This window comes from Bacillus sp. Nf3 (assembly GCF_003028545.1).
GTDB classification, from domain to species: domain Bacteria; phylum Bacillota; class Bacilli; order Bacillales; family Bacillaceae; genus Bacillus; species Bacillus safensis.
Window position 1 is genome coordinate 1 of record NZ_PYUA01000008.1, and the last position, 13,897, is coordinate 13,897.

General features: G+C 41.7%; 9 protein-coding genes and 1 riboswitch. All 9 genes read right to left on the reverse strand.

All coding sequences use genetic code 11. From position 1 onward, the window contains the following. A partial coding sequence (locus C9414_RS16780) for an LXG domain-containing protein (protein ID WP_258182645.1) occupies positions 1 to 358 on the reverse strand: 358 nt, incomplete at its 3' end. Between the two features lie 231 nt (positions 359 to 589). Next, positions 590 to 2,311 (reverse strand): pyruvate oxidase, encoded by a 1,722-nt coding sequence (locus C9414_RS16785; RefSeq protein ID WP_107164110.1) that lies wholly within the window; start codon positions 2,309 to 2,311, stop codon positions 590 to 592. Positions 2,312 to 2,378: 67 nt separating this feature from the next. After that, a complete protein-coding gene (locus C9414_RS16790; protein WP_107164111.1) occupies positions 2,379 to 4,205 on the reverse strand; it encodes an APC family permease in 1,827 nt (608 codons plus the stop codon). Between the two features lie 111 nt (positions 4,206 to 4,316). Further along, positions 4,317 to 4,461, reverse strand: a riboswitch (cyclic di-AMP (ydaO/yuaA leader). A 69-nt stretch (positions 4,462 to 4,530) separates the two neighbouring features. Then, positions 4,531 to 6,615 carry a cellulose biosynthesis cyclic di-GMP-binding regulatory protein BcsB gene (locus tag C9414_RS16795; RefSeq protein WP_107164112.1) on the reverse strand — a complete coding sequence of 695 codons (2,085 nt, stop codon included), beginning with the start codon at positions 6,613 to 6,615 and terminating at the stop codon, positions 4,531 to 4,533. A 4-nt stretch (positions 6,616 to 6,619) separates the two neighbouring features. Continuing rightward, a complete protein-coding gene (locus C9414_RS16800) occupies positions 6,620 to 7,843 on the reverse strand; it encodes a glycosyltransferase family 2 protein (RefSeq protein WP_249115498.1) in 1,224 nt (407 codons plus the stop codon). 37 nt (positions 7,844 to 7,880) lie between these two features. Beyond that, positions 7,881 to 9,593, reverse strand: coding sequence for a DUF2334 domain-containing protein (locus C9414_RS16805; RefSeq protein ID WP_107164114.1), 1,713 nt, complete (start codon positions 9,591 to 9,593; stop codon positions 7,881 to 7,883). Beyond that, positions 9,583 to 10,434, reverse strand: coding sequence for a GGDEF domain-containing protein (locus C9414_RS16810; RefSeq protein WP_107164115.1), 852 nt, complete (start codon positions 10,432 to 10,434; stop codon positions 9,583 to 9,585). Before C9414_RS16810 ends, C9414_RS16805 begins: the two co-directional genes overlap by 11 nt. Continuing rightward, the gene (locus C9414_RS16815) at positions 10,415 to 11,497 is read right to left on the reverse strand and encodes a glycosyl hydrolase family 8 (protein WP_107164116.1); all 1,083 of its coding nucleotides are present in this window, start codon (positions 11,495 to 11,497) and stop codon (positions 10,415 to 10,417) included. Before C9414_RS16815 ends, C9414_RS16810 begins: the two co-directional genes overlap by 20 nt. 195 nt (positions 11,498 to 11,692) lie before the next feature. Next, on the reverse strand, positions 11,693 to 13,879 hold the full coding sequence (locus C9414_RS16820; RefSeq protein WP_107164117.1) for a DNA topoisomerase III: 2,187 nt from the start codon (positions 13,877 to 13,879) through the stop codon (positions 11,693 to 11,695). Positions 13,880 to 13,897 lie beyond the last annotated feature (18 nt).

Below are 13,897 nucleotides of genomic sequence, written 5' to 3' on the forward strand. Positions count from 1 at the left end.
GGTCATCGATGTCTTGAAAAATCGTTTTGAGTGCCTTTTTTTGATCCTTTACAATGCTTTTGGCGTTTTTGATGCCCATATGTACTGCGTTGTCTAAAAAGTGTTCTTCTATAAAGGTATCACCGCCAAAGTTTGTATCATCCAGTGTCCCAGAAATACCTTCATGAAAGGCTTTTTGCTTATCGATGAAGCTGATAAACATGTCTACATTTCCGGCGAGCTCTTTATAAAAGCTTTTAATGTTATCGGCACCTTTCCCAGTGAAGTCGTCACCGAGGTTGGCAACACCTTGTAATGCCTTTTTTAAATCTACCATTTGTTCGCGGAGTTCCTGATAGTGTTTTGCCCTTGTGTCCATGGCACTGGTTAGTGCTTTTGCATCAAGTATCTTACCCAGAAGACGTCACTCCCTCCATTATTGATCATAAAGTCTATTTTACCTTTCTCAGCGAATTGGAAAAATAGGCTTTAAGTTACAAAAATAATTTCCAAATATTTTTAGAGGGAATAAAACAAGTGATAATTGAAATGTTTTTTCCTTTCAGCAAAAAAAGTCAGTCCTCTTTTGAGAGGACCGACTACATTTTGCTTAGAAAAAGCGTTTTAAACTTTTCTTGAGTGGAGGGATATCCAACTCGCCTTTTTCAAAGAATTTTTTCAGTAAGTACTTACTAAAACCGGCTGCTTGTGTGTAGGTAATTTTCCCAGGTAACGGCGGTTCATTGGTGACAGCAACATCAATAATGACGGGTTTATCAGATTGAAGGGCTGTATCAAAAGCCGGAGCTAGTTCTTCATGCGATGACACGGAGATTCCTTTGCCGCCACATGCTTCTGCAAACTTAGCAAAATCAATATCTTCAAGCTCTATGCCATAATTGATGTTTCCTTTTACTTGTTGTTCATATTCAATCATTCCAAGGTTGCTGTTGTTTAAGATCACAACAACGATCGGAAGCTTATATTTTACCGCTGTCACAAAGTCTTGCATGACCATTGTGAAGCCACCATCACCACAGACAGCAATCGCTTGGCGCTTCGGTTCATTTAACTTAGCAGAGATAGCACCAGGCAAACCACAGCCCATTGTGGCAAGCCAGCTGGAGATGATGAAATCTTGCTGTTTCATTTCGAAATGGCGGGCCATCCATACGGTCACATTCCCTACATCAACAGAAAGAATGGCGTCGTCTTCGACTGCTTCTTCTAATCTAGCAATGACTTGCTGAGGTTTAAGCGGTGATGTAGCAATGGATTTTTCCTTATCCATTTCTTCTCGCCATTTCATCATATGCTCAGTACAAGCTTCAAGGAAACCACGCTGCTCTTTATATTCAATGTAGGAGGTCAGTTCATGCAAACCACTCTTGCTGTCACTCACGATTCCTACGTCTACCGGATATCTTTTACCGATTTGATCTGGTTTAATATCCAGTTGAATGGCAGGTGTGTCCTCTGGTAAGTAGTCTCTATATGGAAAGGAAGTTCCAAGCATAATTAAGAGATCACACTCTTCCATTGCTTCATATGCTGGCTTCGTTCCGATTTGACCTAGGTTTCCTAAAAAATATGGGTGCCTGTCTGGCACAACACCTTTTGCAGGAAGTGTGATGACAATAGGTGCAGCAGCCTTTTCTGCAAATGAAAGAAGCTCTTCTTTTGCATTTCGTAATCCTTTGCCTGCTAAGATGACCGGCTTCTTCGCATTGTTAATTAGCTGTGCTGCCTTTAGCAGTTGATCTTTCTTTGGCCGTATTTCTCCCTCAACATAAAGAGGAGATGTATAAACAGGCTTACGCTTAATTTTTTGAGAAAATAAGTCATCCGATACGGTGAGAACTGCCACACCTTTGTGAGTATAAGCTGCTTTAATGGCTTGATTCAATAAATCAGGCAGAGCTTCTGCTGTTTGTACCTGCTGATTAAAGACAGCAACGTCGTCAAACATCCGCTCTAATTTGATTTCTTGAAAGGCGTCTCTCCCTACTTCAGTTGACGCAACCTGCCCTGCAATTGCTAAAACGGGTGCGCCATCTGCTTTTGCATCGTATAGTCCATTTAATAAGTGGACAGCACCCGGTCCAGCGATGGATAAGCAGACACCGAGCTTACCTGTTAGTTTGGCATCAGCCGCCGCTGAAAGTGCCGCCACTTCTTCATGTCTCGTTTGTATAAATTGTATTTGGCTTGATTCATGCCTAAGCTCTTCAATCAATTCGTTTATGCTGTCGCCGGGCATTCCATAAATATGTTTTACGCCCCACTCTTCCAGTAGCGCTGTTACTTCTTTTCCTGCGGTTCTTTGCGGCATGTGAGAAAACTCCTTTTTTCTTACTCCATACCACCGCACCCTTTTGATCAAACGTTTCAACTTGCTGCTACTTTTTAAAATGATATGGAAGGGTGGCGACCACTATATCCCGCTTCCATAACAGACGGAATCTTAATAAGAAGGCAGATTGGTTATGCAAGATCGTGTGCCATCTTTTTTTCGGGATAAATTGAGGTACGAGTACCATCACTTTATATTGATGCGCATTTGCTTTTGCCTCAACCGTTTCAAGAAATTTATCGAGCGGATGAATAAGGCTTCGATAAGACGAATGCAGCATCACAAGCCGCACACCACTGTTCAGTTTTTCCCAATCCGCTTCAATTTTCTTATCTTTTTCTTTATCAAAGGATACATGAACTGCTATGACTTGCTCTGATAAGGATTTTGCATATTGAACAGATTGCTCGACGACACGTGTTACTCCTGCTATTGGCACGATGACCACATTTCCTTTAATCTCAACAGGCTCTGTTTCATTCATTAAACGCAGTTGTTCTCCGACAGACAGATAATGCTTTTTAATGGAATGAAAGATCAATAACACAATTGGCATGAAAACAAATACTGGCCATACAAGATGGAACTTGGTCAAAATAAGAATCATGAGAACCGTGAAGGAAATCAGTGCTCCGACTATATTGATAGGCATTTTCGTTCTCCAGCCCTTCGGTTTTTCACGAATCCACTTCACACACATACCGGTCTGTGACAAGGTAAATGGAATAAATACACCGACAGCATATAGCGGGATAAGGTGTTCCGTTTTCCCATCAAACAACCAAATAAGCAGCATGGAAGCTACACCTAAAAAGATAATGCCATTAGAGTAACCGAGACGATCCCCTCTTACAGTAAACATGCGCGGCATATATTTATCCTTTGCTAAGTTGACCGCCAATAAAGGAAAGGCGGAGAAGCCGGTGTTTGCCGCTAATATCAAGATTAAAGCAGTGACAGCCTGAATGACATAATAGAAAAATGTACGTCCAAATGTATCTGATGCAATTTGTGATACAACTGTTTCTTCTGGCTTTGGTGAGATGCCAAAACCAAACGCAAGCAATGTCACGCCAACAAATAATACAGCTAGTAATCCACCCATCATCAATAATGTTCTCGCTGCATTTTGTGCAGCTGGTTTTTTAAAGGATGGAATGGTATTTGAAATGGCTTCTACCCCAGTCAGTGCAGAACAGCCAGACGAAAATGCTTTTAATAAAAGAAATAATGTAATGCCAGGTACGTGTGTACCTATTGCAGTATGCTCAGGTGCTGGAGGAACGCCTCCTGTCAATAATTTAAAGCCGCCGACTCCAATTAATATAAGGAGTGATATGACAAACAAGTATACGGGATAAGCCAAAATAGATGCTGATTCTGTCAATCCACGAAGGTTGAGCACCATAATCAAGATGACCAATACAATTGAAATCAGCACATGATATGGATATAGTGCTGGAAAAGCTGATGTGATGGCATCGGTACCCGCTGATATGCTCACTGCTACAGTCAAAATATAATCTACAAGCAATGATCCGCCAGCGATCAGTCCTGGCTTTTCACCTAAGTTTCGGCTAGAGACGACATAGGCCCCCCCGCCTTCTGGATAAGCATAAATAATCTGGCGGTAAGATAGAATTAACGCCATTAAAAGAATTAATACACAACCTGCAATCGGGAGTGAGTACCAAAATGCTGCTGCACTAACGACTGAAAGAACAATCAAGATTTGTTCTGTACCGTATGCAACAGATGACAATGCGTCTGATGACAATAATGCCAACGCTTTGATTTTTGATAGTTTTTGTTCTCCTGCTGCCTGTGATTTTAATGGTTTCCCAATTAAAATCCGCTTCATCAAACTGTACATGTGATGCCCGCTCCTTTAGTGTCAAACGATTAAGTTACAAAAGATGGATTGCCAAAAAGACACAGAGGCAATAGAATGCCCCTGCGTCTATTGTTTAGATCACAGGTTGGTCTTTGCTCTCTTTAACGCTTACGAGGTTAGCTGACGGATTCGGGCGCATGAGACTTTGCCCTACCTAAAAAGGATTCACCCCACGTGGTGTCCTGCACCACTAATGGTTCCCCCGCTCATCGAAATGATTCAGCGATTGGTCTTTTATAAAAGAGATCATACTCCCGTTTGACACCAAAGTAAAGACATTTTTTCAAGGTCTTTTGATCGTTTATCAATCAGTCTTTTTGCGGTTTTTTCGCACAAAATAAATAATCATTCCGACCACAAAAATAATCAGCACAGCGATACATGCAAAATAAATCCAAGAATCACCGACGCCTTGCTTTTCACCTTTTTTGAGATCATTTGTTGTGCTGACCGTTTGATGATTAGAGAACATGTCTTTGTTTTTGCTCTCGATGGCAACTGTTGCCGTTTCCGTATTTGATTGCAGGAAATGAAGCACTTCATGTGAAAGATCAGCGTCTGCTGCATTCATTCCTGAAAAGACGGTCATTGTTTGCTCTTTATTCCATACAGATGGCTGCGTCCATACAATACGAGCAGTCGTTTCGTTGATCATGCCAAAGGAGGATACATCATACTGATCCTTTGTCACAGGAACGATGAGATCGTCTGCCTTTTCTTTTAAAAGAGAGAACGTTTGAATGCCACCGATGAAAATAAGAGAGTGATTCTTCAATTGATCCTTTGTCACATTTGATGCTTTGATCAATTGATATTGAGCAGCTTCCGGCTGACTAAATGATTCTGTCAGCATCGCCATTTGATTGATCGTTTCTTGCTTGATTTGATTTGGCATGATGATCAATGTTTTTCCTTGCTGCGTTTTTGATGTGAAAGGAAGCGGCCATGCGGCTAAATCCGGTGTATCACTAGTCGTCCCTTCTGGTATTTGAAGAGAGCTGTTATTATCAATATAAATCCAGCCTTCTTCATCCGTATGTCTGCAGGCTTCCATGTTTTTAAAGCCTGTAGTGACAAATTGGAGATCAATATACTCGTTCTTTTGAAGGACTTGTGCATCTACTGAAATTGACACATGATAGAATCCATTCCCATCTTTGTTTCCTAGTTTTGTTAACGGTACATCGTGTGGTTCGTTATTGATCATGACTGTTAAGCGTTCCGCTTTGTTCGCTTTATCAGATTTTTTAAATGATAGATTGAGTTTTGCACCTGATTTTTGATTAGCGATCAATGCCTTTGGATAATAGTAATGATCAGATACCGTCTTTTTGGTTCCAACCGTGACATCATCACCACCAAAATCTTTTAAACGAATTTGATGAGATGGTTTTGATGCTTTAGCAGTAACCTTTTGAAGCAGCAAATCTGTCCCAGTGAGCTGATCGGTCAGTTCTGGTTGAGTCAGGACATTGATTTTTTCAGCAATTGTCTTTGGCTGTTCAGCAGTGACAAATAAAATGGGCTGTTCTTTTTTCTTCCCAGTCAGTGTTCTCACTGCTAACGTGAGCTGGTTGCTTGCTGTTTTCATTTTCACAGCTTGCTCGATCGATTTCACTCGTCCCTCCCAGTTTCCTTTCGCTCCAACAGCAATCGTTGGATGCGCGATTTGCTTGAGGTCCTTTTCTTGGACGAGTTTGAGGTCTGCTTGGCGGTCTTTGTTTTTCAACGTACGGTATACTTTCATAGCCGCTTCTAATTCAGCTGCTTCTGGTGAATTTGGAATCACAATATCTGTTTGTTCTTTCTGATCACCTGTTTGAATGAAAGGTGAAGGGAAGCTGTCTAACGTCACGTCTTTCGTTTGAGTCCCTTTGAAATCCAGCTCACTTTCAGGGTATACTTTCAGCCAATTGGCAGGTGTCTCTTGGTTGATACACACACCTTCTTTTAACACGCCATAAAATGCGAGCTGAATCCGATGAGAACCTTTTTTCAATTGCGATTTGTTCAATTTGATTTGAATCGATTTCTTTTGGTTTTTTCCTGTTACGGGAATGGTCTTTTCAATCTCTCCATCAATCATGACTGTGAACGATGATGGCGAAATGAGTAATGGTGATGCCTCTATATTTAATGTAAGGGTGCTAGACTCTACTTTTTCTTTTTCTATTTGATAGGAAAATTCAGTGCGGTCTTCTTGTCCATACAAGGTCACTACATCTTCTGATAATGCTTGCGTTTCTGTTTGACTTCCTTTTGATGAGCGAATCCAGTCATCTTTCACTTGTACTCGATTTGATTGCGCCAGTGCTTGCCCCGCCATGAAAAAAGGCTGAATGGCAAGCGATATCACCAATATAAAAACCATCCATTTTACTGATTTCAATTTGTCACCCGCTTTTCTTTTGTTGTTGATCGTAACGCTCGGTTTTGTACCATTTTACTTCTTGTTTGAATAAACGGCTCTTTGTCTCTACAAATAAAGAGTACACGACTAGCGCAATCCATACTTGAGAGTAAGTGAAGTACATGAGCGCCACAATGAGTATATTTTGTTTGGTGAGCTCTGTTTTCTCAATGCTTAATGTAATCATCACTTCTGTTAGAAATAGGAAGAAGGCCAATCCCCACAGGATCAGGGCAACAGCTCCTACAGATAAGTGAAGGTCAACAAATAGGTTCACGATAAAGATCCCGTTTGAGAGCAGGACACCGAAGAAAAATAAGAAATACGTAAAGAAGAAATAAAACAAATCGAAAATCATTCGTTTTCGTTTCAACTTCATAAACTGCTTTAAAAATTTGAGTACAACATATTGATTGCCTCGAGCCCAGCGCGTTCTTTGCCGCCACCAGACTTTCCACGTCTCAGGCTCTTGTTCCCAAGTGATCGCTGCCGGGAAAAATCGAATGACATAGCCAAGGTTATAGACACGAATCGTTAATTCGGTGTCCTCAGCCAGCGCATGAACATCCCAGCCACCAAGTTCTTCTAAAATATGGCGGCGGATGGCGAAGTTGGTGCCTGGTATTGTCGCAATGCTAAACCACTTCCATCTTCCGCCCTGCGCCATCCATTGGAAGCAGATGGTCTCAATATTAATAAATTTGGTCAGGAGATTTTTGGCTGCATTAATGACCCTGAATTTCCCGACAACAGCACCTGCCTTAGGGTCGTTCAATAAACCAAGAACCAAGTGATAGACGGCCTTTTGTTCAGGCATGTTATCTGCATCGTATACGCAGATGACTTCTCCTGTTGAAGCCTTTAAGCCTTCATTCAGTGCAGTGGATTTTCCCTTTCCGGCAAATGGCGGCTTTGTTTCAATCATATGGACATGATCATATTGCTCACTGAATGACCGCACGATGTCCCCAGTGCCATCGGAGGAATTGTCATTAATCACAATGATTTCAAGGAGATGTTTAGGGTAGGATAGCTGGACCATTGCTTTTAGCGTTTGCCGGATGACAACTTCTTCATTATGAGCAGGAATCAGAATGCTGACGGTCGGCAGCTCTTTCCCTTGTTTCGTCCATTCAGGCAGCACTTTTTCGTAGGTCAGGTAGTGCTGAAAGCCGCCCTGCATGAGAAACATGTGGTATAGGAGCATGATCCAAATCAGTATTAATGAAAGATAAAATAAGACATCAGCCACCAAGTTTTCTCTCCTTAAAAATTCGTTTTTTCATTGTCAGTCTTAAATACAATGTGTAAAAAGCAAATGCCGCAATAAACAGCATCACCACGACTGTGAGAATTCGCAGCATATTTTCCATGCCGCTTCGTTTGACTGTTTTGGTTTCTGCTCTATTGGATTGTTCTACTTGAATATGTCCATTCCCTGATGTTTTGATCTGCACATGTGATGTTTGGACCGTCTGTTTTGTTTTCTTTAAATCCAGCCATTCACTAGAAGGAATTGCATCCATCTGCATCATCAGATTTTGCAGTCCATCTATTCCTGATTCCACATCATAGGAAAGCCCAATTGCGGCTGATTGAAGATGCTGGATGGATTGAATCTTTTGCTCTGTTAAAATATTTGAACCTTCTTGGTCAAATGCTGGCTCTACTGATTGCTGAGGATATAAGGTCATGCCGTGAAGCATAGCGGGTTTCGTCACCAGCGGCGGAGTACCGGCTGTTTTCCACGTATGATCCGACAGCTGTACCTGTCCAAACAGACTGGACACATGTCTAGATATCACTTCATAGCCTTGTTGAGATATAGCATCATGCGGCACCTCGAATGCCAGCGGATATAGACCTTGCTGCGCAAGAAGCTCAATGCCTTTTGTTAGTTTTTCTTCTGTGTAGATGATTTCTTGCTGCTGATTCGATCTCGTATAAGCATGGAAATCTTTTTCATTCGAAAAATGGCTTTCACTTTGCTTCTTCTCGGCTTTTTTTGGGTCATTTGACGTAATGGACTGATCATTCTTTGCATCCCAGAACTCAAAGTCCTGACCAGAATCCTCCGTTCGGTACGTACGGCTAAATCCATGAAGAATGATACTGGCTCCATCGCTTTGCAATTGTTTTAACACTTTTACGAGCTGCGGGCGGTCACTCAGTGTCACTTCATCACCTGTTGTTCGATCCACCCATACAGGGGTTACCGCTATCAGAAACGGAATATGCCGAGTGGATACGTATTGTCCAAGCTCAAGCAACTTCTTCTCGTCAGAGACAGGACTGATGTTCCCAAGCCTTAAGTACTTTGTGGTCAGCTGATGAGAAGAAGGCAGGCGTTTTTCCAGCACTTCTGCAAGCAGCTCGTTCTGCTGCACGACATTTAAGATTCCAATATAGTCTGCCCCTTCCTTTGTTTGAATCACAAATGGAAGATCAGCTTCATGCTTCTTCAATAAAAATTCACTTTGCAAGTCTGCCCCTTGAACCGTTAACGCACTGATACTTTTCTCTAGCTGACGGTAAGTTTGATCATCTGTATATTTGATTTGACTCGTATGATCTTGTTTGTGAAAAGTAAGCTTGGAGAATGGGCGAAGCTGTTCCGCATTGTATCCAATGGCTATCACCTTCTGTGCTTCATTCATCATACGAACGGTCTGCTTCGGTAAGGTTCTCTTTATTTCCCCTAGGTAGATGACTTGCTGAAATTCACTGATCTTCTTTTCAGCCAAATGTTCATCAGATACAATCGTCAGCTGTTTGGAAAAATGTCCGGCGAGTAGATCCAACATATGCACTGCTGGTGTCGCTTCCCCCGATTCTGTCGAATAAACGATCAGGGTATCTGGCTTGGCAAGAGCGTCGGCTGAAGCCATGTATTTAAAAGAAAAAATCAAAAAAAGAGCAAGCAGCAAACAGCATTTCATCAAAGAATTAAAGTTCATTCATCATCATCTCTTTTTCTAGTTCTTCTAAAAATTGCTCTGCCGTACGATATTCCGAACTGCTAGTTAAATGACAGACATGAAAAGTCAGGGTGACTTCACGACCGTTTAACAGCACATGCTTTTGCAATTTATCTTTTAGCTTCTCGAGGACGACAGAGACATTCTCTTCTGGTGTGTGAGTAAGCAGCAAGCCTATTCTTTCTTCGGATAATCGAAATTTCTTATCAGTTTCTCTGACACTTTCGCGAATCTTGATACTTAATTGCTGAAATAGGTGCTGCATTTCTTTTTCTCCATATAACGATTTGAATTCCGCTGCATAATGGATATGAAGAAGGATAAAAACGAATGGCTGTTTGTAACGTTCTGCCCGTTTCATTTCCTCGGATAATTCCAGCTTCATCCGATCTGCATTGTCAAATCCAGTTGTCGAGTCAATCGCCACAAATTGTTTCATCGCCCGCTTTTGTTGTTCAATGGTGTGACGCATCGTCTTGATCCGCTCATGCAAGCTTCCTGCTGAAATCGCGAAAAAGAGAAGGGCTACGCCCCAAACCACCACATTCTGCAATGTTTGATTGGAAAAGAAGGGATTTGTGTGGCCAAGCTCTGTAAAGAACATAGCACTTCCTATAAAGAACAACATCAGCAAGGTAAAAATTAATGCTGGTAAGATGCCAAATAAAATCCCGCATCCTAACACGACAAAAGTCAGTGTGATCATCAAAAAGCTCTCTGCATCATGTAAGCCAAGGTAGCCCATAAACAAAATAAGACCTGCAAACGTGAGGAGCAGAGAATAATATAAACGATACGTATTACTGAATAACCGATTCATTAAAAAGCTCCCTTTCTGCAATGAGAGGCAATAAGTTGTCAAATGAGTGTGTGTCTTTTTCGTTCATGTATCCTCCATAATAATCCTTGAGAGGATCTTGAATTTGTAATTCTTTCATGCGGTCATAAACCTCTTTTGCGAATTCCGGTTCGTTTCGTTTAAGAGCATACAAGATGACCAATGCATATACAGAAGGCGATTCATACGTCACCGATGGCTGCAATGTGCTCAGTTTATATCTACCGTACAGTTTTCCTTCTTTTTTAAAAGTCGTTTTTAGCCATTTCATGATCGCGGACGTACTCACCTTTGCACGATCGGCATGTAGAGCCGTATAGAGTTGATCAATCATATTGATTTCTTGATCAAATGAATAGGCTTTTTTCTTTATGTCATAGGATTTAGGAAAGAATCCTTTTTTTCTCGGTGCTTGTTTTAGAATGGTCAATTGGTTACTCGTCATTTGTTTCGTGAATATTTTGAGGGATTCCAATTCTTTGATTGCTTTTGGGTCTACATATGAGAGTGTGATTGTGTGTGAAGTTCGGTTTATTGATGCATCATAATAATCGGACAAGATGCCTCTATACATATTCTTGTCTTTTAACGCTTGTGCGATTTCTTTTGCTGTGGTTTGATACGCTGTTTTCTTCCATAAACGATCTGCTTTTTGAAGTGCCGCCACTACCCGTAAGTCATCAACTAGAGCATTGGCCTTACTTTTTTGATCAGATTCGATTTGCCAGCTGAGAAGGTGATCTTCTAATAAAAATTGATCTTGCAGGACACCAAATTGTTGGTCAAAAGAATTTTGGTCTTTTTTTCGAACAAGATAATCCATCCAAAGTCCAAGCGATTCAGATAAGTAGATGTGCTGCTCCGCTAATGAAGTGCGAATCATGCCTTGATCTGTCATGAGGTGATGAGTGATAAAATATTCTCCAGGCAATACAGGCTGTGGAGATACTGGATCAGCTGATTCCTTCTGCTGTTTCCAGGTACATCCGCCTAATAGAAAAACAATGAGTAAACCAATAGCCGTGCGATGTATGGCTGTAACCATTCGTGTCCCCTTTCAACTCCCGTTCTCTTAGCTCTAACGACTTATTATAGAGTGTTTTTGTTAAAATTTAAATAAATATTTTATACCAAATTACGAGTCTTTTTGCACACATATTCCCATTTTCAGAAAAACCATATGCCGATATACTTGATTACTCAGAAAAACCCATGCATTTTAGCATGGGTTTATATACTACTATTGATCTAATTTTAATTTCTTTAATTGCTCAGCCAGTGCGTTATTGATTGGTTCTTCCACTTTCTTTTGTTTCTTCATATATTTAGACACATCGTGCTTACTGGCTTTCTTTTGATTGGATTGTGATTTGCGTTTTTCGAAAACAGACAGTTTTTCTCTATGGCCGCACACACAAGCAAAGATTTTACCATCGCCTTCTCCGCGCAGTTCGAGCTTTTTATGACAGTTCGGGCAGCGAGCGTTTGTTTTCTTCGCTACATTTTTACGGTGGCCGCATTCTCGGTCTTGGCACACGAGCATTGTGCCATGTTTTCCGTTCACTTTCAGCATAAGTTTTCCGCAGTCGGGACAATGGGTGCCAGTGACATTGTCATGCTTAAAGGTTTGGTTCGTCTGTTTGATTTCAGATACGGCTTGTTTTGCATAGGACTTCATTTCACTCATGAATTGAGAAGCCTTCAGCTGTCCTTTTGCGATTTTAGAAAGCTTTTGTTCCCATTCCGCTGTTAACGCAGGAGACTTTAAGTCTTCAGGCACTAAGGAGAGCAGCTGTTTCCCTTTCGATGTGATGAAAATGTCTTTGCCCTTTTTCTCGATTAAGAAGCTGTTGAACAGTTTTTCAATGATATCGGCTCTTGTGGCCACTGTTCCTAGTCCGCCTGTTTCACCGAGGGTTTTCACTAAATCCTTTTCCTGATTCTGCATAAATGCCGCTGGGTTCTCCATAGCAGATAGCAGAGTTGCTTCATTAAAACGGGCAGGAGGTTTCGTTTCTCCATTTGTTTCTTTCAGCTGGCGTACTTCAAGTGACTGCCCTTCTGAGAGCAGCGGCAGATGCTGATCTGCTTCGGCTGATTCCTCGTCTTCATAGGAATCATCATACACGGCTTTCCAGCCGGCTGATTGTACGGTTTTTCCTTTTGCCGTGAACGTTTCACTGCCTATCTTGGCAAACACCGTTGTTTCCTCGTATTCAAAAGGATTCATGAGTACAGCAAGGAATCGTTTGGCAATAAGATCATATAATTTACGCTCTTTATCACTTAGTGCACCAGGATACAGCTCTTCCTCGGTTGGAATGATCGCATGGTGATCTGACACTTTTGCATCGTTGACGAAGCCTTTGTGCGCTTTCACGCCTGATTGTAAAATGCGGTTCACATGCTGTGCGTACGGTCTGACGTTCATTCCTTTTAAACGATCTTTTAATGTAGGAACGATATCCGCTGAAATAAATCGTGAATCTGTACGCGGATATGTCACAAACTTATGCTGCTCATACAATCGCTGAAGCGTAGACAAGGTTTCTTTTGCTGAGAAGCCGTAGCGTTTATGTGCATCACGCTGCAATTCAGTCAGGTCGTACAGCCCTGGAGCAAAAGCTTTTTTCGCTGTTTTTTTCAATGCATCGATCACCGCTGGTTTTCCTTTGCATCCTGCCAAACGCTCTTTTATGACATTCTCTTGGAATGTGCGGTTTTGCTTTGTTTTGGCATCCTGCCATGTCAACGTAAGCCCATCTACTTGTGCAGTCATTCCATAGAACGGCTTCGGCTGGAATTGCTGAATGTCTTCTTCTCGTTTGGCGATCATGGCAATCGTTGGTGTTTGTACCCGTCCGCAGGAAAGCTGTGCATTGAACTTGGTCGTCAGCGCTCTTGTTGCGTTGATCCCTACAATCCAGTCTGCTTCTGCACGTGCAACCGCTGAGCGGTACAGGTTATCATATTCTCTGCCATCTTTTAATCGTTTGAAGCCTTCTTGGATGGCTTTGTCCGTAACAGATGAGATCCATAGTCGTTTCAGCGGCTTTTTCACATGCGCTTTTTCAAGAATCCATCTTGCGACTAGCTCCCCTTCACGTCCAGCATCTGTTGCGATGACAATATCTTTTACATCTTTTCTTGCAAGCTGCGCTTTCACTGCTTGGAATTGTTTGCCTGTCTTTTTCATAACGACAAGCTTGAGGGGCTCTGGAATGATCGGTAAATCCTCTAAACGCCAGGACTGAAATTCTTTTCCGTAGCCTTCTGGATCAGCCAGTGTGACCAAATGGCCAAGCGCCCACGTCACAATGTATTGGTCTCCTTCTAAAAAACCATTTCCTTTTTTATGACACTTCAGCACACGCGCTAAGTCACGTCCTACTGAAGGTTTCTCTGCTAATACAACTGTTTTTGACACTAGATTTCACATCTCTTT

Bases quoted from the DNA above. Each gene is read 5' to 3' on its own strand.
- C9414_RS16785 (WP_107164110.1), bottom strand. From the start codon at position 2,311: ATGCCGCAAAGAACCGCAGGAAAAGAAGTAACAGCGCTACTGGAAGAG.
- C9414_RS16790 (WP_107164111.1), bottom strand. From the start codon at position 4,205: ATGTACAGTTTGATGAAGCGGATTTTAATTGGGAAACCATTAAAATCA.
- C9414_RS16800 (WP_249115498.1), bottom strand. From the start codon at position 7,843: ATGCTCCTATACCACATGTTTCTCATGCAGGGCGGCTTTCAGCACTAC.
- C9414_RS16805 (WP_107164114.1), bottom strand. From the start codon at position 9,593: ATGAACTTTAATTCTTTGATGAAATGCTGTTTGCTGCTTGCTCTTTTT.
- C9414_RS16810 (WP_107164115.1), bottom strand. From the start codon at position 10,434: ATGAATCGGTTATTCAGTAATACGTATCGTTTATATTATTCTCTGCTC.
- C9414_RS16815 (WP_107164116.1), bottom strand. From the start codon at position 11,497: ATGGTTACAGCCATACATCGCACGGCTATTGGTTTACTCATTGTTTTT.